The sequence below is a fragment of the Pseudoxanthomonas sangjuensis genome (genome assembly GCF_010211755.1).
Lineage (GTDB): Bacteria > Pseudomonadota > Gammaproteobacteria > Xanthomonadales > Xanthomonadaceae > Pseudoxanthomonas_A > Pseudoxanthomonas_A sangjuensis.
Genome location: NZ_PDWR01000015.1, coordinates 56799 through 81232, shown reverse-complemented (window position 1 = coordinate 81232; position 24434 = coordinate 56799). Strand labels below are relative to the sequence as shown.

At 68.2% G+C, this 24434-nt stretch carries 24 protein-coding genes; 17 read left to right on the top strand and 7 right to left on the bottom strand.

Translation table 11 applies throughout. The features are described from left to right. Positions 1-157 precede the first annotated feature (157 nt). From CSC71_RS09595 to CSC71_RS09575, 5 genes are all read left to right on the top strand, one after another. A complete protein-coding gene (locus CSC71_RS09595) occupies positions 158-2476 on the top strand; it encodes a catecholate siderophore receptor Fiu (RefSeq protein WP_162374146.1) in 2319 nt (772 codons plus the stop codon). Positions 2477-2569: 93 nt separating this feature from the next. Next, positions 2570-3247, top strand: a complete 678-nt coding sequence (locus CSC71_RS09590; protein WP_162374145.1) for a Fe2+-dependent dioxygenase — start codon at positions 2570-2572, stop codon at positions 3245-3247. 67 nt (positions 3248-3314) lie between these two features. Next, the gene (locus CSC71_RS09585; RefSeq protein WP_162374144.1) at positions 3315-4019 is read left to right on the top strand and encodes a PepSY-associated TM helix domain-containing protein; all 705 of its coding nucleotides are present in this window, start codon (positions 3315-3317) and stop codon (positions 4017-4019) included. A 138-nt stretch (positions 4020-4157) separates the two neighbouring features. Next, positions 4158-4379: an AbrB/MazE/SpoVT family DNA-binding domain-containing protein gene (locus CSC71_RS09580; protein ID WP_162374143.1), complete on the top strand. Its 222-nt coding sequence runs from the start codon at positions 4158-4160 to the stop codon at positions 4377-4379. A 9-nt stretch (positions 4380-4388) separates the two neighbouring features. Continuing rightward, positions 4389-4823, top strand: a complete 435-nt coding sequence (locus tag CSC71_RS09575; RefSeq protein ID WP_162374142.1) for a type II toxin-antitoxin system death-on-curing family toxin — start codon at positions 4389-4391, stop codon at positions 4821-4823. Positions 4824-4934: 111 nt separating this feature from the next. On the opposite strand, the gene CSC71_RS09570 is transcribed toward CSC71_RS09575, so the two are convergent. Further along, entirely contained in the window at positions 4935-5330 is a 396-nt protein-coding gene (locus CSC71_RS09570) for a transcriptional regulator (RefSeq protein WP_162374141.1), read from the bottom strand. A gap of 196 nt (positions 5331-5526) precedes the next feature. Between CSC71_RS09570 and CSC71_RS09565 the strand changes: the two genes are divergently transcribed. Together CSC71_RS09565 and CSC71_RS09560 are read left to right on the top strand one after the other, a co-directional pair. After that, entirely contained in the window at positions 5527-7038 is a 1512-nt protein-coding gene (locus CSC71_RS09565) for a site-specific DNA-methyltransferase (RefSeq protein WP_162374140.1), read from the top strand. Position 7039: 1 nt separating this feature from the next. Next, positions 7040-9679, top strand: a complete 2640-nt coding sequence (locus CSC71_RS09560; RefSeq protein ID WP_162374139.1) for a DEAD/DEAH box helicase — start codon at positions 7040-7042, stop codon at positions 9677-9679. Between the two features lie 26 nt (positions 9680-9705). Here the strand turns inward: CSC71_RS09560 and CSC71_RS09555 are convergent, their stop codons facing one another. Together CSC71_RS09555 and CSC71_RS09550 are read right to left on the bottom strand one after the other, a co-directional pair. Next, positions 9706-10290, bottom strand: coding sequence for a HutD/Ves family protein (locus CSC71_RS09555; protein WP_246192125.1), 585 nt, complete (start codon positions 10288-10290; stop codon positions 9706-9708). Positions 10291-10522: 232 nt separating this feature from the next. Further along, complete coding sequence (locus CSC71_RS09550) at positions 10523-10858, bottom strand: ComEA family DNA-binding protein (RefSeq protein WP_162374137.1); 336 nt, start codon at positions 10856-10858, stop codon at positions 10523-10525. Between the two features lie 211 nt (positions 10859-11069). Here CSC71_RS09550 and CSC71_RS09545 point away from each other — a divergent pair, with 211 nt between their 5' ends. Together CSC71_RS09545 and CSC71_RS09540 are read left to right on the top strand one after the other, a co-directional pair. Further along, a complete protein-coding gene (locus CSC71_RS09545; protein WP_162374136.1) occupies positions 11070-12560 on the top strand; it encodes a M20 family metallopeptidase in 1491 nt (496 codons plus the stop codon). A 188-nt stretch (positions 12561-12748) separates the two neighbouring features. Further along, positions 12749-13003, top strand: a complete 255-nt coding sequence (locus CSC71_RS09540) for a GlsB/YeaQ/YmgE family stress response membrane protein (protein ID WP_162374135.1) — start codon at positions 12749-12751, stop codon at positions 13001-13003. Between the two features lie 376 nt (positions 13004-13379). Here CSC71_RS09540 and CSC71_RS09535 read toward each other — a convergent pair whose 3' ends face one another. Further along, positions 13380-14780: a mannose-1-phosphate guanylyltransferase/mannose-6-phosphate isomerase gene (locus CSC71_RS09535; RefSeq protein ID WP_162374134.1), complete on the bottom strand. Its 1401-nt coding sequence runs from the start codon at positions 14778-14780 to the stop codon at positions 13380-13382. 333 nt (positions 14781-15113) lie between these two features. On the opposite strand from CSC71_RS09535, the gene CSC71_RS09530 reads away from it, so the two are divergent. From CSC71_RS09530 to CSC71_RS09520, 3 genes are read left to right on the top strand one after another with little or no spacing between them, the layout of a single operon-like run. After that, the gene (locus CSC71_RS09530) at positions 15114-16124 is read left to right on the top strand and encodes an aminoglycoside phosphotransferase family protein (RefSeq protein WP_162374133.1); all 1011 of its coding nucleotides are present in this window, start codon (positions 15114-15116) and stop codon (positions 16122-16124) included. Then, on the top strand, positions 16121-16927 hold the full coding sequence (locus tag CSC71_RS09525; RefSeq protein ID WP_162374132.1) for a nucleotidyltransferase family protein: 807 nt from the start codon (positions 16121-16123) through the stop codon (positions 16925-16927). The genes CSC71_RS09530 and CSC71_RS09525 overlap by 4 nt, the downstream gene beginning before the upstream one ends. Further along, positions 16924-17388, top strand: a complete 465-nt coding sequence (locus CSC71_RS09520; protein ID WP_162374131.1) for a DUF1643 domain-containing protein — start codon at positions 16924-16926, stop codon at positions 17386-17388. Before CSC71_RS09525 ends, CSC71_RS09520 begins: the two co-directional genes overlap by 4 nt. Positions 17389-17407: 19 nt before the next feature. Here CSC71_RS09520 and hda read toward each other — a convergent pair whose 3' ends face one another. The 3 genes from hda to CSC71_RS09505 form a co-directional block, all read right to left on the bottom strand. After that, positions 17408-18091: a DnaA regulatory inactivator Hda gene (gene hda / locus CSC71_RS09515; RefSeq protein ID WP_162374154.1), complete on the bottom strand. Its 684-nt coding sequence runs from the start codon at positions 18089-18091 to the stop codon at positions 17408-17410. A 163-nt stretch (positions 18092-18254) separates the two neighbouring features. Further along, on the bottom strand, positions 18255-19427 hold the full coding sequence (locus CSC71_RS09510) for an AI-2E family transporter (RefSeq protein WP_162374153.1): 1173 nt from the start codon (positions 19425-19427) through the stop codon (positions 18255-18257). 10 nt (positions 19428-19437) lie between these two features. Then, positions 19438-20574 carry a DUF2066 domain-containing protein gene (locus CSC71_RS09505; RefSeq protein WP_425501942.1) on the bottom strand — a complete coding sequence of 379 codons (1137 nt, stop codon included), beginning with the start codon at positions 20572-20574 and terminating at the stop codon, positions 19438-19440. Here CSC71_RS09505 and purM point away from each other — a divergent pair. Genes purM through CSC71_RS09480 form a run of 5 tightly spaced genes read left to right on the top strand, consistent with a single transcriptional unit; the run spans position 20537 to position 24389 of the window. Beyond that, on the top strand, positions 20537-21682 hold the full coding sequence (gene purM, locus CSC71_RS09500; protein WP_162374129.1) for a phosphoribosylformylglycinamidine cyclo-ligase: 1146 nt from the start codon (positions 20537-20539) through the stop codon (positions 21680-21682). The genes CSC71_RS09505 and purM overlap by 38 nt on opposite strands. A 7-nt stretch (positions 21683-21689) precedes the next feature. Next, positions 21690-22304: a DUF2238 domain-containing protein gene (locus tag CSC71_RS09495; RefSeq protein WP_246192121.1), complete on the top strand. Its 615-nt coding sequence runs from the start codon at positions 21690-21692 to the stop codon at positions 22302-22304. Continuing rightward, positions 22301-22972, top strand: coding sequence for a phosphoribosylglycinamide formyltransferase (gene purN / locus CSC71_RS09490; RefSeq protein ID WP_162374128.1), 672 nt, complete (start codon positions 22301-22303; stop codon positions 22970-22972). Before CSC71_RS09495 ends, purN begins: the two co-directional genes overlap by 4 nt. Next, complete coding sequence (locus CSC71_RS09485; protein ID WP_162374127.1) at positions 22969-23691, top strand: DUF3108 domain-containing protein; 723 nt, start codon at positions 22969-22971, stop codon at positions 23689-23691. The genes purN and CSC71_RS09485 overlap by 4 nt, the downstream gene beginning before the upstream one ends. Continuing rightward, on the top strand, positions 23688-24389 hold the full coding sequence (locus CSC71_RS09480; RefSeq protein WP_162374126.1) for a DUF3108 domain-containing protein: 702 nt from the start codon (positions 23688-23690) through the stop codon (positions 24387-24389). The genes CSC71_RS09485 and CSC71_RS09480 overlap by 4 nt, the downstream gene beginning before the upstream one ends. Positions 24390-24434 lie beyond the last annotated feature (45 nt).

Genomic DNA, 24434 nt, shown 5'->3' with positions numbered 1-24434 from the left:
TATACATGCACATGCATTAAGATACACATCTGAGTATCATTTCACTGTCCACATGTGTGACTGGAGTCACTCTCACTGATACTCAAGCGTCTGGTTCTTTAATAAAGGCTCCGGCGCCAAAGTTGCTCTATCCTATCCTCTTCGGCGGCGTCGTCAGATGGTTTTAAGAGACAGCATCAAGACCCGCAAGTACGCGCCACGACGCACCGCCTCCCCGCTTTCCACCGCCACCCTCGCCGCCGGCCTGGCGCTGGCCCTGCCCGCCGCCGCCGCGGAGAACAGCGCCGCCACCGATGCCGATGCCGAGCCGCAGGCCAAGGAGCTGGACAAGGTCGAAGTGCGCGGCCTGCGCAGCTTCATCGTCTCGCCCAAGTTCACCCAGACCCTGCAGGACACGCCGCAGACCATCCAGGTCATCGACAAGGAGCTGTTCACCCAGCAGGGCGCCACCACCCTGACCGAGGCGCTGCGCAACAGCGCCGGCGTCGGCACCTTCTACGCCGGCGAGAACGGCGCCACCAGCACCGGCGACGCGCTGTACATGCGCGGCTTCGACAGCTCGTCGAGCCTCTTCGTCGACGGCGTGCGCGACCTCGGTTCGGTGTCGCGCGACCTGTTCAACATCGACCAGGTCGAAGTGGTGAAGGGCCCGGCCAGCACCGACACCGGCCGCACCGCGCCGACCGGCGCGATCAACATGGTCAGCAAGCAGGCGAACCTGCGCGCCGCGGCGTCCGGCAGCGCTTCCGTCGGCAGCGACGGCCAGCAGCGCGCCACCGCCGACTGGAACCAGGCGCTCGGCGACGCCAGCGCGTTGCGCCTGAACGCGATGTGGCAGGACAGCGACGTCGCCGGCCGCGACCATGTCGGCAACGGCCGCTGGGGCATCGCCCCGTCGCTGGGCTTCGGCCTGGGCGGCGACACCCGCTTCTTCGTCAACCTGCTGTACGTGGAGCAGGACAACGTGCCCGACGGCTTCGTGCCGACGATCGGCCTGCCCGGCTGGTCGCCGCAGCCCGGCCTGGAACAGCTGGCCGGCCATCCGGTCGACCCGGGGAACTTCTACGGCACCACCGCCGACCACGACGACGTGACCGCGCAGATGGCGACGCTGCGCTTCGAGCACGATTTCTCCGACACGCTGAAGCTGAGCAACACCCTGCGCTGGGGCAAGACCGAGCAGGACTACCTGCTGACGTCGTTCCGCTCCATGGCCGGCGAGATCGCCTGGACCGATCCGGCCGACCTTTCCACCTACACGGTCGCGCGCGGCCTGCCGACCTTCAAGGACCAGCGCAACGAGATCCTGACCGACCAGCTGAACCTGCGCGCCGACTTCGCCACCGGCGACGTGCTGCATTTCGTCAGCGCCGGCCTGGAATTCTCCCGCGAGGAATACGACTTCTACGGCCAGGCCGCGACCGACGGCAGTGCGTGGACGCCGGCCAACCTGTACGACCCGGACTGGAACGCGACCGGCCTGGCCTGGGCGCACAACGGCGCCGACCGCCACGGCCGGACCGACACGGTGGCCGCGTACGCGTTCGACACGCTGAAGTTCGGCGAAAGCTTCCTGCTGACCGCCGGCCTGCGCGCCGACCGCTACGAAACGCAGTTCCGCAGCGCGGCGGTGTGCAACAGCAATCCGAGCCGCGGCCCCGATTGCGCCGGCAACCCGGCCGGCACGGTGCTGCCGTTCCTCGACCTCGATGCCGAGGACACCCTGGTCAGCGGCAAGCTCGGCGCGGTGTACAAGTTCGGCGACGCGGTCAGCCTGTACGCGAACTGGGCGGTTTCGCAGCAGCCGCCGGGCGGCGCCACGATGGAACTCAGCGGCGCGGCGAACAACGCCAACAACCCGAAGTTCGATCCGCAAGTGGCCCGGACCCTCGAGGTCGGCACCAAGTGGAACCTGATCGACGAAGCGCTGGCGTTGAACCTGGCGCTGTTCCGGACCGAAGTCAGCAACGAGATCAACACCCAGTTGCTGGACGACGACGGCAACCCGACCCAGACCGGCGAGAAGCGGGTCGAAGGCATCGAGATCTCGGCGGTGGGCAACCTCACCGACAACTGGTCGGTTTCCGCCGGCTTCAGCCACCTCGATACCCGGGTCGTCGAAGGCGCCCCGGCCGCCGCCGACGGCACGCCCAACCTGACCTACACGCCCGACGACGCCTTCACCGGCTGGACCACCTACCGCTTCCCGTTCGGCCTGAACGTCGGTGGCGGCCTGCGCTACACCGCCGGCATGCACCGCGGCACCGACGGCGCGGTCGGCACGCCGGCGTTCACCAAGTCGTGGACGGTGTGGGACGCGGTGGCGTCGTACGCGATCAACGACCAGCTGACCCTGCGGTTGAACGGCTACAACCTGTTCGACAAGCGCTACGTCGCCGCGATCAACAAGAGCGGCTACCGCTACACGCCGGGGCAGCCGCGCACCTTCCTGCTCAGCGCCGACTTCCGCTTCTGAGGTTCCGTCTGTTGTAGGAGCTGCGCGAGCAGCGACGCTTTTCGCGGCTTACGCCGTTCCTACAATAGCACCGCCATCCTGCGAGACATCCCCATGCTGCTGCACATCCCCGAAGTGCTGACCCGCGACGAACTGGCGCGCATCCGTCGGGCGCTCGACGCCGCGGACTGGACCGACGGCCGCGAGACCGTCGGCGTGCAGGGCGCGCAGGTCAAGCGCAACGAACAACTGCCCGACGCCTCGCCGCTGAAGGCCGAGCTCGGCAAGATCGTGCTCGCGGCACTGGAACGCAACCCGCTGTTCTTCGCCGCGGCGTTGCCGCTGAAGATCCTGCCGCCGCGCTTCAACCGCTACGCCGGCGGCGGCGAGTACGGCTTCCATGTCGACGGCGCGGTCATGCGCCTCGGCGGCAGGGAGCAGCTGCGTTCGGACGTGTCGTGCACCCTGTTCCTCGCCGAACCGGACGAATACGACGGCGGCGAACTGATCGTCAGCGACACCTACGGCGAGCACGAGGCGAAGCTGCCGGCCGGCGACCTGATCGTCTACCCGTCCAGCAGCCTGCACCGGGTCGCGCCGGTGACGCGCGGCGCGCGGCTGGCTTCGTTCTTCTGGGTGCAGAGCATGGTCCGCGACGACGCGCGCCGGCGGATGCTGTTCGAAATGGATACCGCGATCGAAACCCTGCGCCGCGACGGCGCCGATGCGCAGGCCGTGCTGCAGCTCACCGGCGTGTACCACAACCTGCTGCGGCAATGGTCCGAAGTCTGAGTCAACCCGCGCGCCGCACAGGCGTTCCCTTTCCGCCCTCCCCCCACCACCACCACCGCACGTCCGCATGAACGCAACCGCCAACCGCCCGTTCTTCCGGTTTCCCCGCACCACTTACGCCTGGGTCCGGCAAATCCACCTGTGGATCGGCGCGTGGGGTGCATTGGCCACGATCGTGTACGGCTTCACCGGGCTGCTGCTGAACCATCGCACGGGCGAAAACCCGTGGCCGCAGGGCAAGACCACGCCGATCGGCGAGAACGTGGTGCAGATCCCGGCCGACGCCCGCGCCACGCCCGAAGCGCTCTCGCTGTGGTTGCAGCAGGCGCAGAAGCTCGAAGTCACCATGATCCGCAAGGGCGGTCCCGGCGGTCCCGGCGGCAAGGCCCCGCCGCGCGGCGAAGGCCGCGGCGAAGGCGGCCCGCGTGGCGAAACCGCGCGCGGCCCGGGCGGAGGCGGCGAACGCTGGACCCTCAGCGGCGGCACGCCCGGCAATTCGTGGTCGATGGCCTACACGCCGGGCAGCGACAGCGCCGAAATCAAGTACACGAAGTCCGATTTCCTCGCCGCGCTCAACAAGCTGCACAAGGGCATCGGCGGCGGCTGGTGGGTATTCCTGGCCGACACGCTGGCCATCGGCATGCTGTTGCTGGGCATCTCCGGCATCTGGATGTGGGCCAAGGGCCGCAGCCGGAGGGAGTTGCTGGTCAGCGTGATGAGCATCGGCACCCTCGTTTTCGCCATCACCATCGGCCTGCTCAGCTTCGGCTGAACCACCCGCCAGCCGGGACCAGGAACGCCGGGGCCTCCCGGCGTTTTTGTTTCCGTCGCCGCTCAGGGCAATGGGCTTGTCGCGTCGATGGCAGCGGTATAACATCGGTTATAACGTCAACCAGCCCCCGAGACCGCCATGAAGCTGAAGATCACCGCCATCGGCAATTCCGCCGGCGTCATCCTGCCCAAGGAGTTGCTGGCGCGCCTGCGCGTGGACAAGGGCGACGAGCTGTACGCGCTGGAAACCCCGGACGGCATCCGCCTGACCACCTACGACCCGAAGCTGGCCGCACAGATGGAAGTGGCGGAGAAGATCATGCGCGACCGCCGCGATCTGCTGCGCAAGCTGGCCGAATAGGGCGTTCCAATGATCGTCTGGATCGAACGCGCGCTCGCGCTAGCCATCCACGAGCGCCAATTGGCCGAGCACGGCGGCGGCATTGGCGTGCGCGACGAAACCTTGCTGGAATCCGCGCTCGCACGACCACAACAGTTGTGGGCCTGCGGCGATCCGCCGCCCGATCTGGCGGCGTTGGCCGCTAGCCTGGCCTTCGGCTTGGCACGCAACCATCCCTTCGTCGACGGCAACAAGCGCACCGCTGCCGTGGCCTGCGAACTTTTCCTCGCCCTGAACAGCGCAACACTGCAGGCCAGCAACATCGAGCTGTACCCGGTCTACCTGTCGCTGGCCGAAGGCTCGCTGGCCGAAGCCGACTTCGCCGACTGGCTGCGCCCGCACCTGCGTCTGGAACCCGGCGACGCGGTGAACGAACCACGGGCGAAGTACCGCCGCGCCCGATGATCCCTGTCCGGTACCGTTCGCCCTGAGCGTAGGGCCGACGGCCCGGAGTCGAAGGGCCCCAGGCCAGTCCTTCGACTCCGCTTCGCTACGCTCAGGCCAAGCGGGGAAATTTCACTTGTCGCCGCCCTGCCCCAACGCGGCAACCACTTCCCCGACCAGTTCCCTCCGCTTGGGCGGCAGCGCCAGGAAAGCATCGATGACCTGCCGCTCGCGTGCGCCCACGCCGGCGGGCCAGGCGGCCTGTGCTTCGCCGATCCTGCCCTTCCCTGCCTTGCCGTAACGCAGGGCGTGCGGCTCCACGCCGAACAGGTCGGCCAACACCTGCAACTTGTCCTGCGCGGGGATCGCCTTGCCGCTGAGCCAGCGCGAGGCAGTCATTTCCGAAACGGAAGCGCCGTTGTACTTGCTGTTGAACACCTTGTGCAGCTCGCCGGGCCGGGGCTTGTAGCCGGCCCTTTCCATGGCGTCGGCCAGTCTTTGCGAAAACGCTTGGCGCTCGTCGTTCATGGCCCGGGAAGTTACGTAGGCCGCCGGCGCTCTATTAACGTTTTGGGTTCATTGTGTTTAACTTATCGGGTTAGTTTCAAACCCGATACGTTAGATGCCCACGCCAGCGCTGGACGCCCTGCCCTACAACGCCCCGGCCGTCGGTCGGACGGCGTGGCGCGTGGGGCAATCGTGCGAGCACGTGGAGCGGCGCTAGATGCCGCTGCTGTCGTGGTTCAACCGGGAGGCGGACCTGACACGGGCGGCGTTGGCGCCGTATCGGTTGCTGGAGCCGGTGGCCGGGCTGTCGTACGGCGAAGCCGATTCCCCGAACATGCTGATCGAGGGCGACAACCTCGAGGCGCTGAAGGCGTTGCTGCCGTACTACGCGGGCCAGGTGAAGTGCATCTTCATCGATCCGCCGTACAACACGGGCAGTGCGTTCGAGCATTACGACGACAACGTCGAGCATTCGCAGTGGCTGTCGTTAATGTATCCGCGGCTGGAACTGCTGCGCGAGCTGCTGGCCGAGGACGGATCGCTCTGGGTCACGCTCGACGACAACGAGGCACACTACTTCAAGGTCGTCTGCGACGAGATATTCGGCCGCAAGAACTTCGTCGCCAATGCTCTGTGGCAGAAGCGGACATCACCAGATGCACGCATCCAGATGGGTGCAGCTCATGATCATCTCATTATCTACGGCAAGAACTCAGAGAAGTTAGCGTTAAACCTCCTGCCGGTCAGCGAGGAACAGCGCAGCCGCTATAAGAATCCTGACAACGATCCTCGTGGTCCTTGGGTCTCGTCCGACTTCTCCGCACAGGGTTATCGACCCAACCAGATGTATGCAATCACCTCGCCGTCGGGGAAGGTTCATCTCCCTCCTACGGGAATGTGCTGGAAAAACACGGAGGAAAAGTTTCTTCAGCAAGTCGCCGAAGGACGCTTCTGGTTTGGCAAGAACGGAGACGGCGTTCCACGACGGAAAAACTACCTGTCGGAAACAGATGGACGCAGTTCGTGGACGTGGTGGACGAACGCCGAGGTCGGCCACAACCAGGAAGCCAAGAAAGAGATCAATGTGTTATTCGGCGCCGAAAACGCTTTTGATACGCCGAAACCGGAACGACTACTCCAACGAGTGCTCCAGATTTCGACCAACTCCGGCGACCTCATCCTCGACAGCTTCCTCGGCAGCGGCACGACGGCGGCGGTCGCCCACAAGATGGGCCGCCGCTGGATCGGCATCGAGATGGGCGAACACGCCCGCAGCCACTGCCAACCGCGCCTGAAGAAAGTCGTCGACGGCGAACAGGGCGGCATCTCCGAAGCCGTCGGCTGGCAGGGCGGTGGCGGCTTCCGCTACTACAAACTCGGCGTGCCTGTCTTCGATGAAAACGGCCATATCCGCGATGGCATCAAGTTCGAACACCTCGCCGCCCACGTCTGGTTCGCCGAAACCGGCACCGCCCGTTCGACGCGCGCGAAGAAAGAGGCCTTCCTCGGCGAACACAACGGCATCGGCTACTACCTGCTCTACAACGGCATCCTCGGCGATGACAGCAAGGCCGGCGGCAACGTCCTTACCCGCCGCATCCTGCGCTCGCTGCCGAAGTTCGACGGCCCCAAGGTGATCTACGGCGAAGCCTGCGCACTGCCCGAAGAACAACTGCGCGAACTCGACATCACCTTCCGGCAAACGCCTTACGACCTCAAGGCACGCTGACATGGCCCTCGCCCTCAAGCTCTACCAGCGCCGCGCACTCGAAAGCCTCGAGCGCTTCCTCGACGCCGCGCGACTGGGCAACCCGGACGAAGCCTTCGCCAAGACCGTCGACAAGGGACTGTTCGACCAATACAAGCCGATGCCCGGCTTGCCGCACGTTCCCTACGCCTGCCTGCGCATCCCCACCGGCGGTGGCAAGACCGTGATGGGCGCGCACATCATCCAGGCCGCCGGCCGCACCCTGCTCGACCGCGAATTCCCGCTGGTCATGTGGATGGTGCCGACCACGCAGATCAAGACGCAGACGCTGGAAGCCTTCCGCGACCCGCGCCACCCGTACCGGCAGGAACTGGACGACGCCTTCAACGGCCAGGTCGCCGTGTTCGACGTCGCCGACTTCGCGCAAATCCGCCCTGCCGACCTCGGCACCAAGGTCTGCATCGTCATTTCCACCGTCGCCGCCCTGCGCGTGGAGAACCAGGAAGGCCGCAAGGTCTACGAACACCATGAAGACATGGAGCCGCACTTCGCCGGCAGCACGAAGGAGCTCGACTACCTGGAGAAAGGCGCCGACGGCAAGGCGCTCGCATCCTTCGCCAACCTGCTGAAACTGCATGGCCCGCTGGTGATCATGGACGAGGCGCACAATGCGACCACGCCGTTGTCCTACACCGTGTACGAGCGGCTCGGCCCGCGCGCCGTGGTCGAACTCACCGCCACGCCCGACACCACCAGCTCCAACGTGCTGGTCAGCGTCTCCGCCTTCGAGCTGAAGGCCGAGAACATGATCAAGTTCCCGGTGGTACTGAAGGAACACAACGGCGAATGGCAAGCCGCGGTCAGCAGCGCGGTGGCGCGGCGCAAGTCGCTGGCGCAGACCGCGCTGGGCGAACCGGAATACATCCGGCCGATCCTGCTCGTCCAGGCCGAGAACGCCCGCGGTGTCGCCACGGTCGAGGAAGTGAAGCGCCATTTGATCGACGTCGACGGCATCGACCCGAAGGCGATAGCCATCGCCACCGGCGACGCCCGCGAGATCGACGGCATCGACCTGTTCGCCAAGGATTGCCCCATCGAGGCGATCATCACCAAGCAGGCGCTGAAGGAAGGCTGGGACTGTTCCTTCGCCTACGTGTTCTGCTCGGTGGCGCAGGTGCACAGCGACAAGGACATCCAGCAGCTGCTCGGCCGCGTGCTGCGCATGCCCTACGCGAGCCCGCGCCGGCAGGGGGCGATGAACAAGGCGTACGCCCACGTCGTCACCGACAGTTTCGGCCGCGCCGCGGGCGAACTGACCCAATCGCTGGTCAACATCGGCTTCAACCCAATGGAAGCCGCCAACGCGATTCGCCGCGAAAATGCGGAAACCGAACCGCTGCCGCTCCAGGGCGGCGGCATCGTTGCGCCGGAACTGCCGAAGACGCGCATCGAGGTGCGCAAGGCGCCGGACTTCACGGATGCGCCCGAACGCGACAAGGAACGGGTGGCATTCATTCCCGATCCCGAAGGCGGGCCGGGCGGCACCGTGGAGATCTCCGACGAGATCGACGTCGCCACGGTCGAAGCCATCGTCCTCACCGCGCCGCCGAGCAAGCGCGACGAGATCGCGGGGCAGGTGGAACGACACCAGCTTGCGGTCGTCGCGGCCAAGGCACCGAGCGAGCGTGGCGTCGCGTTCCGGGTGCCGCGCCTTTGCCTGATGGAACAGGGCGAATTGGAGCTGATCGACCGCGGCATGGTTTCCGCCGACTTCAAGTGGGACCTGCTGGCAAGTCCGCCGGATTTGTCGAGCTTCCGCGCCAGCGACGACAGCATGACTTTCGAGGTCTATCTCGAGGACCACACGGTGCAGTACCACCACGTCAAGGACGACGTAGCGACCTATTTGCCGGGTTTCGCCCAGGACCGTACCGTGACCGACCTCATCGGCTGGCTCGACCACGAAATCCGCGACCCGTCGGTCAAGCAGCCGGTGCTGCGCGAATGGGTGCGGCGCGCGGTCGACAGCCTCCTGAACGATCGCGGCTTCTCGCTGGCGCAGTTGCTGCGCGGGCAGTTCGTCCTCCGCCGCAAGCTGGAGGAACAACTGCTGCTCGCCAAGGACAATGCCTACCGGGGCGGCTTCGAGCAGTTGCTGTTCGGGCAAGGCAACGACATCGTCGCCAGCGACGCACCCGACCACACCTTCACCTACCCGGCCGACATGTCGCGCTATCCGGCGCACTGGTATTACCGGGGCGCGTACCGTTTCCGCAAGCACTACTACCCGGTACCGGGCGACCTCAGCTGGAAAACGCCCGGCGGCGCCGTCACCGAAGAATTCGAATGCGCGCAGGCCATCGACACGCTGGACGAAGTCGAGTTCTGGGTGCGCAACCTCGTCCATCCCACCCAGTTCTGGATGCCAACCTCCAGCCAGCGCACCTATCCCGACTTCGTCGCGAAGCTGAAGGATGGCCGCCTGCTGGTCGTCGAATACAAGGGCGGCGACCGCTTCACTGCCGATCAGGAAAAGGAGAAGCGCATGGTCGGCGAGCTATGGGCGAAGCGCAGCGGGGGCAAGGGGCTGTACCTCATGGCACGCAAAATCGACGACAGCGGCCACAACGTGCGCGAACAATTGTCGGCCGTGCTTTCGTAGAAGCGAAATCGGGCGCTCCTACACACCTACAGGGCTGACAGCTTCACCGCCAGCAACTCCCCGCCCCCGTCCAGCGCATAACGCCTGCGACCTTCTTCGCCGCACAGGATCGCGGTATCGCCGGCGAACAACGGCGGCAGTCCGCTTTCCGCATCGAACGTCGCCTGGCCGGCGAGCAGGTGGATGGCCCATTGCGTGCCCGGTTCGGCGAAGAACACCATCGAGCCGACCAGCGGGCGGTGCAGCAGTTCGGCGCTGATCGCATCACGCCGCCACATCAGGTTGAAGTCGTGGGTGGGTCCGTCGATCAGCTCGCCGACCAGGGCGCGTTCGCCGGCGAAGCGATGGCGCGCACAAGGCTGGTCCAGTTCGCGTACCTCGCCGTCGTCGAAGCGCAGGCGCAGGCCGTTGCCGCGCAGCAGCACCAGTTCGCGCTCGACGCCGGGGAACGACGAGAACGCCGCGTCCTGTTCGACTTCGGCGATCGACAGGCGCCAGTTCCAATCGTCGCTGTCCGGGGTGCGCAGAATCTCGCGCGTCCAGCCGAGGCGGTTCTTCCAGCGCACGCGCCGGTATTCGTTGGCCGGGATGACCCGTGAGACGTCGTCCACTGGTGGCACGCTTCCGCCGCGAGGATATCGCGCGGAGTTTAACCATCCGGGGAAAACCCGGGAACACGTGGGGACCGCTTGCCCTGAGCGTAGCCCGCGCCGCGGGCGGAGTCGAAGGGCGCCCTTCGACTCCGGCGCTACGCGCCTACGCTCAGGACGAACGGTGGCTGGTTGGACGAAATCGCCCGGCCGCATCGCTGCGGCCGGGCGGCGTGCCCACTGGCGGACGCGATCAGCGGCGCGCGACCGGCTTCGGCGCGGCGGCGGCGGCCGGCTTCTTCGCCGCCGGCGCGGTGCCGCGGCCCAGCTCGATGCGGCCGCGGTTCTTCTCCACGGTCTTCAGGCCGATGCCCTTGACCATGGCCAGTTCCTCGGCGCTCTTGAACGGGCCGTGGGCCTTGCGGTATTCGACGATGGCCGCGGCCTTGGCCGGGCCGACGTTGAGCAGCGCTTCGTCGATCGCGGCGGCGCTGGCGGTGTTGATGTTGACCTTGTCGGCGGCGAAGGCGCTGCCGGCGAGCAGCAACGACAGGGCGGCGGACTTCAGGACGGTGGCGAAAATCTTCATGGTCGGTGCTCCTTGGTTGGCGAAGTTCGGTGGTGGGTCCGGGCCGTCGCGGACGTCGCGTCCCGGTGTGCACAGTCTCCGCAGCCGGGCCGGGCCGGGTTATCGCCGCGATGCCCGCCGCGATGCGGGGGAAAACCGCCGCAGCCTGTAGGAAAAGCCCTATCCCGCCGCCGGGGGTAAAATGGCGGGCACGAATTCCCCCGGAGCCGCCATGGACAACGCACGCATCGACCGCTACGTATCGGAGAAATGGGACGACGACATCGTCCCGCAGCTGGTCGAATACATCCGCATCCCGAACAAGTCGCCGATGTTCGACGCCGACTGGGTCGCGCACGGCTACATGGACGCGGCGGTGAAGCTGATGGAAGACTGGGCGCGCGCGCAGCCGATCAAGGGCCTGCAGGTCGAAGTGGTGCGGCTGGAAGGCCGCACGCCGCTGATCTACCTCGAAATCCCCGCGACCGACGCCGCCACCGGCGAGGACACCGTGCTGCTGTACGGCCACCTCGACAAGCAGCCGGAGATGACCGGCTGGGACGACGACCTGGGCCCGTGGACGCCGGTGCTGCGCGGCGACAAGCTGTTCGGCCGCGGCGGCGCCGACGACGGCTATGCGATCTTCGGCTCGCTGGCCGCGATCCAGGCGCTGCAGGACCAGGGCATCCCGCACGCGCGCTGCGTGGTGCTGATCGAGGCCTGCGAGGAATCCGGCAGCTACGACCTGCCCGCCTACGTCGACCACCTGGCCGCGCGCATCGGCAAGCCCTCGCTGGTGGTGTGCCTGGATTCGGGCTGCGGCAACTACGAGCAGCTGTGGTGCACCACCTCGCTGCGCGGCCTCGCCGGCGGCAACTTCAGCGTCAAGGTGTTTAGCGAAGGCGTGCATTCCGGCGACGCGTCCGGCATCGTGCCGTCGAGCTTCCGCGTGCTGCGCCAGCTGCTGTCGCGGCTGGAGGACGAGAACACCGGCAGGATCAAGGTCGACGGCCTGCACGCCGACATTCCCGCCGAACGCCTCGAACAGGCGAAGAAGGTCGCCGGCGTGCTCGGCAGCGCGGTCTACGACAAGTTCCCGTTCCTGCCCGGCATGCGGCCGATGAACGACGACCTGGCCGAACTGGTGCTCAACCGCACCTGGCGCCCGGCGCTGTCGGTGCCCGGCGTCGACGGCATGCCGCCGCTGTCGTCGGCCGGCAACGTGTTGCGCCCGCACACCGCGGTGAAGCTGTCGCTGCGCCTGCCGCCGACGCTGGACGGCAAGCAGGCCGGCGAACTGCTGCAGGAAACGCTGCTGCGCGACCCGCCGTGCGGCGCGCAGGTCGAATTGAAGCTGGAAAAGGCCTCGACCGGCTGGAACGCGCCGGCGCAGTCGCCGTGGCTGTCCCGGGCGATCGAGGACGCTTCGCAGGCCGCGTTCGGCAAGCCGGCGATGTACATGGGCGAAGGCGGCACGATCCCGTTCATGGGCATGCTCGGCGAGAAGTTCCCCGGCGCGCAGTTCATGATCACCGGCGTGCTCGGCCCGCACTCCAACGCGCACGGCCCGAACGAGTTCCTGCACATCCCGATGGGCAAGCGCGTGACCGCCTGCGTGGCGCACGTGATCGCCGAACACCGCGCCGCCAGCCTGCGCGGCGAGACCACCGGCGTGGCCGCGGCGGCCGGCGGCGAGCACCACGGCGAGCACGGCTGCTGCTGAGGCCGCCTGCGACTCCGGCGGATCCTTCGACTCCGGGCCTGTGGCCCTACGCCCAGGACGAACGGTTGCGACTGATCCCGTTCGCCCTGGGCGCAGGCGCGCAGCGCCGCAGTCGAAGGGCCGGCCCGCCGGCATGCGATGCTGCTAGGATGGGCCTTCCCCCGCACCACCAGACAGAGGCAGAACGTATGGTTCTCAGCGGAATCTTCGGTTATCTGATCGGCGGTGCCGTGATCGGCATCCTCGCCCGCTTCCTCAAGCCGGGCGCCGACCCGATGGGCTGGATCCTGACCATCGTGCTCGGCATCGCCGGCGCTTTCGTCGGCAGCTGGATCTCGACCACGCTCGGCATCGCCAGCGGCTGGCTGAAGTGGGTCGTCGCCATCGCCGCCGCGGTCGTGCTGTTGTTCATCTACGAAGCGCTGCGCAAGAAGAAGTCCTGACGCTTCCCGTTCCCATGCAACGAAAAACGCCCCGGCAACGGGGCGTTTTTCGTGCTCCCGTCCCCGTCCGCAGCGGTGGAGACGGCGGGTAAACCCCGAAGGGGCGGCGTACATGGACGTACGCCGCTTACGTAGCCGCAGGATGCGGCTTACGAAAGTTCCCGCCGGCTCCACGAACCCGCTGCGAAGCAGCGGGCGCGAGGAAGGGCGTGCCTTCTTTTGCTTACTTTTCTTTGCACAAGCAAAGAAAAGCAAGTCGCTGCAGGCGAAATGCCTTCATGGCAGCAGCAAGAGAAGAAGCAGATCCCTCACTGCATTCGGGGTGACAAACAACAACTAGAGCTGGTTCCAGCTCAGCACCAGGAGCTCGCTTCAACTATCGCCCGTACACGTCCTCGAAGCGGACGATGTCGTCCTCGCCCAGGTAGCTGCCGGACTGCACCTCGATCAGTTCCAGCGGCACCTTGCCGGGATTCTCCAGGCGATGGGTCACGCCCAGCGGGATGTAGGTGCTCTGGTTCTCCGACAGCAGCAGCGTCTCGTCGCCGCGCGTCACCTTCGCGGTGCCGCTGACCACGATCCAGTGCTCGGCGCGGTGGTGGTGCATCTGCAGGCTCAGCGCCGCGCCCGGCTTCACGGTGATGCGCTTGACCTGGAAGCGCTCGCCCATGTCGATCGAATCGTAGGCGCCCCACGGCCGGTAGACCTTGCGGTGCAGGACCGCCTGGCTGCGCCGGTCGCCCTTCAGCCTGGCGACGACCTGTTTCACTTCCTGCACCTGGTCCTTGGCCGCGACCAGCACCGCGTCGTCGGTTTCGACCACGACCAGGTTGTCCACGCCGACCAGCGCGACCAGGCGCTGCGCGTAGGCGTAGCTGTTGCGCGAATCGACCGCGATCACGTCGCCGTGGTGCGCGTTGCCGTTGCCGTCCTGCTCGCTCACCTGCCACAGCGCCGACCACGAGCCGACGTCGTTCCAGCCGATGTCGACCGGCAGCACCTTCGCGTGCTGCGTCTTCTCCATCACCGCGTAGTCGATGGAATCGGACGGGCTGGCGGCGAACGCTTCCCTGTCCAGGCGAACGAAGTCGCCGTCGCGCCTGGCCGCGTCGAAGGCCTTCTTCGTCGCTTCGAGGATGTCGGGGCGGAACCGCTGCAGTTCCTCGAGGTAGCGGCTGGCGCGGAACAGGAACATGCCGCTGTTCCAGTAATAGCCGCCGGCGTCGAGGTACGACTGCGCGGTGGCGGCGCCCGGCTTCTCGACGAAGCGCAGCACCTTGCGGATGCCGTCGCCTGCCTCCGCCTGGATGTAGCCGAAGCCGGTCTCCGGCGCATCGGGAACGATGCCGAAGGTGACGAGGGCGCCCGCGTCGGCGGCCTCCGACGCCGCCAGCACCGCCTTGCGGAAGCCTTCGGCATCGCGCACCACGTGGTCGGAAGGCAACACCAGCAGCAGCGGGTCTTCCCCGCCGGCGGCGGCCTGCAGCGCGGCGGCGGCGATGGCCGGCGCGGTATTGCGGCCGACCGGTTCCAGCACGATGGCCGGGGTCGGCGCGCCGATTTCGCGGAGCTGCTCGCCGACCAGGAAACGGTGGTCCTCGTTCGCCACCACGATCGGCGCGGCGCCGGCGATCGGCGCGACGCGCAACCAGGTGGCCTGGACCATGGTGTCGTCGCCGGCCAGCGGCAGGAACTGCTTCGGGTAGGCCTCGCGCGACAGCGGCCACAGCCGGGTGCCGGAGCCGCCAGACAGCAGGACGGGCTGCAGTTTCGACATGCCTTCCTCGCAATTGAATCGGGCGGCAGTTTAACCTGTCCGGCGCAATCGACCCGCCCAGGGCCTGTTAACGCTATTGGGACAGGCCACGCCGTGCTTGGGTACGTGCGGGGCAAGGAAGTAAGGAGAGAGCTTATGTCGATAAGTGACCGAGTGATGACGCCGCACCGCGCGCACCCAGGCGCGGCCTTCCGGGTTACCGCGTCCGGCCGGCTGGCGGCCGCACGCGGCTTGGACAGGCGGCCAGCCTGCCGCTGCGCCACGCACTACCCCCTGGCGGCCGGGCACGGCAACGTGGTCTGTCCCAATAGCGTTAACAGGCCCTAGAGACGCATGACCCCCGACGTTCAGGACGCCCCCCGTGCCACCGCCCGCCTCGACTGGACCCGCCGGGTTCTCGGCGATCCGTCGGCACGGCTGGTGCGCGCCTCGGTCGACGCCGGCTTCCGCAGCTACTGGCGCAGCGCCGGCGGCGGCCCGAGCCGGATCGTCATGGACTCGCCGCCGGGACTGGAAGACGTGCGTCCGTGGCTGCGCATCCGCGACCTGCTCGAAGGCGGCGGCGTGCGCGTGCCGGCGGTGCTGGCGCGCGACGTCGATGCCGGTTTCCTGCTGCTGGAGGACCTCGGCGGGCCGACGCTGGCGCAGGTCATCGACGCGGACAGCGCCGATGCGCATTTCGAGGCCGCCATCGGCCAGTTGCTGAAACTGCAGCGGATCGCGCCGCCGGAAGGCATGGGCGAATTCGGCGAGGCGCTGCTGCAACGCGACGCCGGCCTGTTCGAGGAATGGTTCCTGCGCCGCCACCTCGGCATCGAACCCGATTGCGGGATGAGCGACCGGCTCGAACTCGTGCAGCGGCGGCTGATGGACAACGCGCTGTCGCAGAAGAAGGTGCTGACCCACCGCGACTTCATGCCGCGCAACCTGATGCCGGTGGCGGACGGCCCGGCGGTGCTCGACTTCCAGGACTGCGTGCGCGGCCCGGTCGCCTACGACGCGGTCAGCCTGTTCAAGGACGCGTTCCTCAGCTGGCCGCTGGCACGCGTCGACGGCTGGCTGGCGCAATACCATCGCCGCGCGCTGGATGCGGGGCTGCCGGTTCCGCCATTCGCGACGTTCCTGCGCGACGCCGACTGGCTGGGCGTGCAGCGGCACCTGAAGATCCTCGGCATCTTCTGCCGCCTGCACTATCGCGACGGCAAGAGCCGGTACATCGCCGACCTGCCGCGCTTCATCGCCTACCTCGACGAAGTGCTGCCGCGCCACCGCGAACTCGAGCCGCTCGCCGGGCTGCTCGAGAACGCGATCAAGCCGGCGCTGCGCGCGAAGGAGTCCGCGTGAAAGCCCTGATCTTCGCCGCGGGCCTGGGCGAGCGCATGCGCCCGCTGACCGACCGCACGCCGAAGCCGCTGCTCGTCGCCGGCGGCAAGCCGCTGATCGCGTGGCACCTGGAGAAGCTCGCGGCGATCGGCGTGAAGGAAGTCGTGGTCAACACGTCGTGGCTGGCGGAGCAGTTTCCGCAGGCGCTCGGCGATGGCGGGCGCTGGGGCCTGAAGATCCGTTATTCCCACGAAGGCCCGTTTCCGCTGGAAACCGGCGGCGGCATGTGGAACGCGCTGCCGCTGCTGGAAGACGCGCTCGGCGCCGACGAGCCCTTCATCGCGGTCAACGGCGACATCTGGACCGACTACGATTTCGCGCGACTGCCGCGCGATCCGGTCGGCGACGCGCACCTGGTGCTGGTGGACAACCCGGCGCACCATCCGGAGGGGGATTTTGTCTTCAAGTCCCTCTCCCTCCGGGAGAGGGGTCGGGGTGAGGGTTCGGCGAAGCCAGCCGCGGTTGAACCATTGCGAACTTCGCCGAACCCTCATCCGCCCTTCGGGCACCTTCTCCCGGAGGGAGAAGGAGAAAAACTGACCTTCAGCGGCATCGGCGTCTACCGCCCAGCGCTGTTCGACGACTGGCGCGACATCGTCGGCAACGCGCCCGGCACCAACGAAACCCCGCCGCGCTTCAAGCTGGCGCCGTTGCTGCGCGCGGCGATGGCGCGCGGCGAGGTGACCGGCGAGCACCATCGCGGCGCGTGGACGGACGTGGGGACGCCGGAGCGGCTGGCCCGGCTGAACGACGCGTTGCTGTGAAACTCTCCGCCGTCATCTCCGATTGCGGGCGATACCGCTACGAACTCCGGCGAGCGTGGGATCCATCGAAACCTGCCGTGGCGTTCATCGGGCTGAACCCCTCCACCGCGGATGCGGAAGTCGAGGACAACACGTCCCGCGTGTGCATCAACTATGCAAGACGCTGGGGCTTCGGCAGCCTCCTTCTCGCGAATCTGTTCGCCTACAGATCGACCGACCCGTCCCTCCTGCGCCAGGTCGCCGATCCGGTGGGCCCGGGCAATGACCGGTGGCTCGAGCGCATGGCGTCGGAGGCCGAATTGGTCGTGTGCGCATGGGGCGATGCCGGCGCACTGAATGGCCGCGACCTCGAGGTGCTCTCGATCCTCAAGAATCCACACTGCCTGACCAGGCTGAAAAGCGGGCGCACGGGCCATCCCCTGTACAAGCCCGCCAATCTCCGTCCCGTCCCGCTCCGCTAGGCAAAACGCCGCGGCCCGGTCAGGTTCCCGTCTCGATCACCTTGCGCAGGAACGGCACGGTCCCCCGCCGCTGCGCCGCCAGCGAAGCGCGGTCGAGCTTGTCGAGCAGGCCGACCAGTGCGCCGAGGTCGCGGTCGGTGCGCGTGAGCAACCAGTCGATCGCCGCGTCTTCCAGCACCAGCCCGCGCCGCTGCGCGCGGTCGCGCAGCACCTCGGCGCGGCCGGCGTCGTCCAGCGGCGACAACGCGATGCGCGCGCATTGCTGCAGGCGCGAGCGCAAATCCGGCAGCGCCAGCGCCAGTTCGTCCGGCGCCGCCTGCGCCGTGTACAGGACGCCCAGGCCGAGGCTGCGCGCGCGATTGTGGAAATCGAACAGCGCGATTTCCTCGTCGCGGTCGCCCGCGATCCTTTCCACGCCGTCCAGCGCGACCACGTCGTTGCCGTCCAGCGCATCGAGCGCCTCGCGCAGGCGCCCCGCGGCGGCGGCCAGCGGCAGGAGCGCGGCGCGGCGACCCGCCTGTTCCGCCGCCGCGCACAGCGCCAGCGCAAGATGGGTCTTGCCGGTCCTGCCCGCGCCGGCGAGGAACAGCCAGTCCGCGCCCGGCCGTTCCGCCAGCGCGCGCAATCGCGCCAGTGCGCCGGCGGGCGCGGCGACGTAGCTTTCGAAGCGCTGGTCGGGCGGATAGCGCAGCGCCAGCGGCATCTGCGGCGTAAGACCGGCGGGCGGGGAAGGATTGCTCACGAAGACAGGCTCAACGGGTCGGTGCGGGACATTGTAGGAGCGGCGTGTGCCGCGACCGGGAACCATCCGGCTGGCGGAATTGCCGGCGGGCACTGGAGGATGGCGGTCGCGGCTCGCGCCGTTCCTACGAATCGGTGCTGTTCGACGGCTCTTCCGCCACGTCCTTGTCGATGAAGCCGTCTAGCAGGATCGCCGGGCGTTCGCCCGCGTACAGGTGGCTTTGCGTGTAGCGCTCGTGCGCGTAGCGCAGCAGCACGTTGGACACCGCCGCCAGCGGCAGCGCCAGCAGCATGCCGAGGAAGCCGAACAACTGGCCGCCGGCCAGCACCGCGAAGATCACCGCCACCGGGTGCAGGCCGATGCGGTCGCCGACCAGCTTCGGCGTCAGCCAGTAGCTTTCGATCACCTGGCCGATGCCGAACACCGCCAGCACGCCGGCGACGTGCTTCCAGTCGCCGTACTGGAACAGCGCCGCCAGCACGCCCAGCACCACGCCGCTGGCCGGGCCCAGGTAGGGCACGAAGGTCAGCAGGCCGGCGATGATGCCGATCAGGATGCCCAGGTCCAGCCCCACCGCCCACAGGCCGAGGCCGTAGAGCACGCCCAGCACGATCATCACCAGCAGCTGCCCGCGCAGGAAGCCGCCGAGCACGTCGCTGGATTCGCGCGCCAGCCGGTTGATCGTGGCGACATGGTCGCGCGGCACGATCGACTGCACGCGCGCGACCAGCAGGTCCCAGTCGCGCAGGAAGTAGAAGGTGATGATCGGGATCAGCAGCACGTTGGCGACCCAGCCGAACACCGCGAAACCCGAGCGCGAGACGTAGCCGAGCACGGTGGTGGCGACGCCGCTGGCGCCCTGCCAGTGGCCGCGCAGGAATTCGACCGCGCGGTCCATGTCCAGCCATTCGCGCAATTGCAGGCCGCTGCGCTGCTCGAACCACGGCAGCGCGACGCCGAGCAGCCAGTCGCGGTAGCGCGGCAGCGAACTGACCAGGGTGGCGATCTGGCTTTCGATCAACGGCACCAGGATCAGCGCCACCAGCACCACCACCAGCACCATCAGGGTGAACACCAGGGTCACCGCGACATTGCGCGAACGCCCCTTGGCCTGCAGCCAGTCCACCAGCGGATCGCCCAGCCAGCCCAGCAACGCGGCGCAGACGAACGGGGTCAGCACCGGCGCCAGCAGCCACAGCAGCCAGCACGCGCCCAGGCCCAGCGCCGCCCATTGCAGGCGGCGCAGGAACCTGGCGATTTCGCGCTGCGCTTCGTCCTGTCCGGTCGACGTACCCATCGTCATCGCCTCACTTCATCCGGTACAACGGCGCGTCGCCTTCGACGCGGGCGAAGGGGGCATCGTCGCCGGCCAGGCGCTCGAAACCGGGCAGGCCGCTGAGCAGGTCCAGGTCGACCTCGTAGCTGTCCCCGGCCACGCGCACCGGCACGATCTTGCGCACCACCGACATCTTCTGCAGCGCCGCGGACAGGCGCAGGTAGTCGTCGGTGTTGCGGATGCCGGTGAAGGTGACCCGGTAGGTCCCCGCCTCGCCCAGCGTCGCGCCGGCCTTGGCGTAGCGCTTGACCAGCGCGTCGGCGGCGCCGTCGGCGCCCGCGGCCATCGCCTGGCGCGCGTCGGCGTGGCTGTTGGACCAGGTCGACAGCACCTTGCCGCGGTCGACGAACGTCCAGTCCGCCTTCCAGCCGCCGCCGCTGCGGTACAGCTTGCCGACCAGTTGCATCGGCGGCTGGTAGCGCGACGAGGCGCGCGCCACCGCGGCGACGTCCTGGCGCCAGATCGCGCCGACCAGCGCCTGTTCGGCGGCATTGCCGGCAGGCAGGCCGAGCTTGTAGCCGCGTTCGACCGCGCGGTTCAGCAGCGGACGCGCCGCATTGACCTGCGCCAGGCCGACCAGGCGCGGGCCGCTGCCGTCGTCGATCGCCAGCCACACCACCGGTTTCGGCCGCGGTTGCGGCCATACCGGCAGGCCCAGCACCGAGGCGAGCGCATCGACCTCGGCCGGCCGGAAACGCGCCACCAGCATGGTGCGGAAGGTCGGCGCGCCGCCCGGCGACGTGCCCTGGTCCTGGCGATAGTCGTAACTGGCCGCGTAGTCCTTGGCCTTGCGCAGCTCGGCCAGCACGCCGGGGCGGTTCATCACGTCGCGGTCGCCACTGAGTTGCGCCAGCACCTTGCCCAGGGCGCGGGCCAGGCCGGCGTTGCGGTCGGCCTCGGACTGGCTGTTGACCGGCACTTCGGCCTCGTAGATGCCGCGCGCGCCGGCCACGTCGCCCTCGGTGCGCAGGCCGGACTGGGCCGCGGCCGGCAGGGCCAGCAACGCCAGCAGCGCGCCGCAGAGGAAAGCGTGGATCCTGCGCATCGATCGTCCTTCGGAAAGCCCGGCAATGGGCGAATTGTTGCCCGAACCGGCCGCGGGCGCCAATCCGCCGCTGCCTGAACGCGCGGCACGGGGCCGTATTCCTTTAAAATCGCGCGCTCCGTCCCGCACCGGCCCGCCCGTGACCACTACCCCCCTCACCTACCGCGACGCGGGCGTCGACATCGACGCCGGCAACGAAGTCGTCGAGCGCATCAAGCCGGCGGTCAAGCGCACCCTGCGCCCGGAAGTACTGGGCGGCGTGGGCCTGTTCGGCGGCCTGTTCGACCTGTCCGGCAAGTACCGGGAGCCGGTGCTGGTCTCCGGCACCGACGGCGTCGGCACCAAGCTGATCCTGGCCAAGCAGCTGGACCGCCACGACAGCATCGGCATCGACCTGGTCGCGATGTGCGTCAACGACGTGCTGGTGCAGGGCGCCGAGCCGCTGTTCTTCCTCGACTACTTCGCCACCGGCAAGCTCGACGTGGTCACCACGGTGGACGTGGTCGCCGGCATCGCCAGGGGCTGCGAGATCGCCGGCTGCGCGCTGATCGGCGGCGAGACCGCGGAGATGCCCGACATGTACCCGCCGGGCGAATACGACCTGGCCGGCTTCACCGTCGGCGCGGTGGAGAAGTCGCGGCTCATCGACGGCAGCAAGGTGCGCGCAGGCGATGTGCTGGTCGGCATCGCCTCCAGCGGCCCGCATTCGAACGGCTATTCGCTGATCCGCAAGATCCTGGCGCGCGCCGGCAACCCGCTGGACCTCGACCTCGGCGGCGTCAAGCTGGCCGACGCGCTGATGGAGCCGACCCGCATCTACGTCAAGCCGGTGCTGGAACTGCTGGCCGCGCACGACATCCACGCGATGGCCCACGTCACCGGCGGCGCGCTGGTCGAGAAGATCATCCGCGTGGTGCCGAAGGAACTGGGCCTGGAAATCGACGTTTCGTCGTGGCCGCTGCCGCCGGTGTTCGACTGGCTGCAGCGCGAAGGCAAGGTGCCGCGCCACGAGATGTGGCGCACCTTCAACTGCGGCATCGGCTTCGTGCTGATGCTGGCGCCTGCCGACGTCGCCGCGGTCGAAGCCGACCTCGACCGGCTGCAACTCGCGCACTGGCGCATCGGCCAGGTGGTGAAGCCGGACGGCGAAGAACGGCTGAAGATCGGCTGAGCCCGCCTTGTCGCCAGCCAAGAAGCTCGCGTTCCTGTCCACGCTGGCCGTGTTCGCGGCATCGTGGATCCACCCGCGCTGGCCGCTGGAACAGGCCATGCACAGCAGCCTGACCGTGCTCGGCCTGGCCTGGCTGTACCTGCACGACCGGCGCTGGCCGCTGCGCGGCATCCACTTCGCGCTGGTCTGCGGCTTCATCGTCATGCACAGCATCGGCGCGCGCTGGCTGTATTCCAACGTGCCGTACGAGGAATGGTTCCAGCGCCTGCTGGGCTGGTCGCCGGGCGCGGCCTTCGGCTGGCGGCGCAACCATTTCGACCGCCTGATCCACCTGCTCTACGGCCTGTGCCTGGCTCCGGCGGCCTGGCACTGGCTGCGCCAGCGCTGGCCGCTGGGCGCGCGGCAGTCGTTCGCCATCGCGCTGATGCTGGTCATGTGCAGCAGCCTGCTTTACGAATGGATGGAATGGGGCATCGCGCTGGCGCTGTCGCCGCAGGCGGCCGAGTCGTACAACGGCCAGCAGGGCGACGTCTGGGATGCGCACGCGGACATGTTGCTGGCCACGCTCGGCGCGCTGCTGGTGTGGCCGCTTTCGCCGGGCGAACGCAGGTGGCGGCCATGAGCGGACGCCTGGCGATCCTGGCTTCCGGGCGCGGCAGCAACCTGCAAGCCATCCTCGACGCGATCGCCGACGGTTCGCTCGGCGCCGGGATCGTCGGCGTGTTCTCCGACAGGCCGGATGCGGCCGCGTTGCAACGCGTGGCCGGGCCGTTGCGCTGGAGCGCCGACGCGAAATCCTTTCCCGACCGCGCCGGCTTCGACGCCGCGCTCGCCGACGCCGTCGACGCGCTGCGCCCCGACTGGGTGGTCTGCGCCGGCTACATGCGCATCCTCGGCGCCCCCTTCGTCGAGCGCTTCCGCGGCCGCCTGCTCAACATCCACCCGTCGCTGCTGCCGAAATACCGCGGCCTGCGCACCCACGCGCGCGCGCTGGCGGCCGGCGACGCCGAACACGGCGCCAGCGTCCATTTCGTCGTACCTGAACTGGATGCCGGCACGGTCATCGCCCAGGCGCGCATCCCGATCGAGCCCGGCGATACCCCGGAAAGCCTTGCGCACCGCCTGTTGCCGCGCGAACACGCCCTGTATCTCGCCGTGCTGCGACTGGCCGCGGCCGGCCGCCTGGCTGAACGCGACGGCCACGTCGTCCTCGACGGTCAGCCGATATTTAGCCCGCTGCTTCTAGATTCCACCGGGAAACTGCTGCCCGTCCCCACGGAACCGAAATGACCTTTCCGACGACCCGCCTCGCGCTGGCCGTATTCCTTGCCGCGACCGCCCTGCCGGCGATGGCGCTGGAGCCGTTCGTCGCCAGCTACCAGGCCTACAGCAAGGGCAAGCTGGTCGGCACCGCGAAGATGCAGGTGGCGGCGACCGAGGGCGGCCGCTGGCGCATGGACCTGGGCATCAAGGCCGACCGCGGTTTCGCCGGCCTGCTCGGCCTGAACGTCGACCAGAGCACGGTGTTCGCGGTCGAAGGCGACCACTACCGCCCGCTCAGCCAGAGCACGGTCAAGCACGCCCTGTTCACCGGCAAGAAGGCCGTCGGCACCTACGACTGGAACGCGCTGGCCGCGCGCTGGCAGGGCGACGTGAAGAAGGAGCGCCGCGCGCCCGTGCCGTTGCGCGAAGGCGACCTCAGCGCCCTGCTGGTCGACCTGGCGGTGATCCGCGACGCCGAACCGGGCAAGGACCTGAGCTACCGCGTGGTCGACGGCGGCCGCGCGCGCGAACATCGGTATACGGTGGCCGCGCAGACCGAGGTCGTCGACGTCGACGACCTCAGCTACGATGCCATGCGCGTGCAGCGCAGCAACGGCGGCAACGACGAGACCATCCTCTGGGTGGCCGGCGGCGTGCCGACGCCGGTGCGCATCCTGCAGCGCGAGGACGGCCAGGACGGCATCGATCTGAGACTGGTCGAATACCAGGGAGTGCAACGACAATGAACGAACGAACCACGGATTTCCGCAAACTCGCCGTTCGCTCGTTCGGCGCCGCCATCGCCGCGCTGGCCGTCGTCGCGCCGGCGCAGGCGATCGAAGCCTTCACCGCCCACTACCAGGCCAGCGCGCTGGGCATGCAGGGCGAAGGCCAGATGGTGCTGGCCCGGCAGGCCGGCAACCGCTGGCAGTACAGCCTGAGCATCCGCAACTCGCTGGTCGACTTGAGCCAGCAGACCGTGTTCGACGTGCAGGGCGACTGGCTGCGCCCGCTGTCCAGCAGCGACGTCAGCCGCATGCTGGTCAAGCGCAAGTCGGTCAACACCAGCTACGACTGGGACAAGCGTCAGGCGCGCTGGAGCGGCGACGTCAAGCCCGGGCGCGCCGGCCCGGCCGCGATTCGGGAAGGCGACATGGACGCGCTGCTGCTCAACCTGGCCATCGTCCAGGACGTGGCCGCCGGCAAGACGCCGAGCTACCGCCTGGTCGAGAACGGCGAAGTGAAGATGCTGAACTACAAGCTGGCCGGCAAGGAAAAGATCACCGTCGCCGGCAAGACCTACAACGCCACCAAGGCGATCCGCGACACCGGCAAGCGCCAGATGATCGTCTGGATCGTCCCGGAGATGCCGGTGCCGGCGCGCATCCTGCAGCGCGAGAACGGCCGGGACGCGATCGACCTGCAGATCAAGTCGTGGCGCTGAGCGCGACCGACCTGCGCCGCCCCCGACGAAAAACCCGGCAACGCC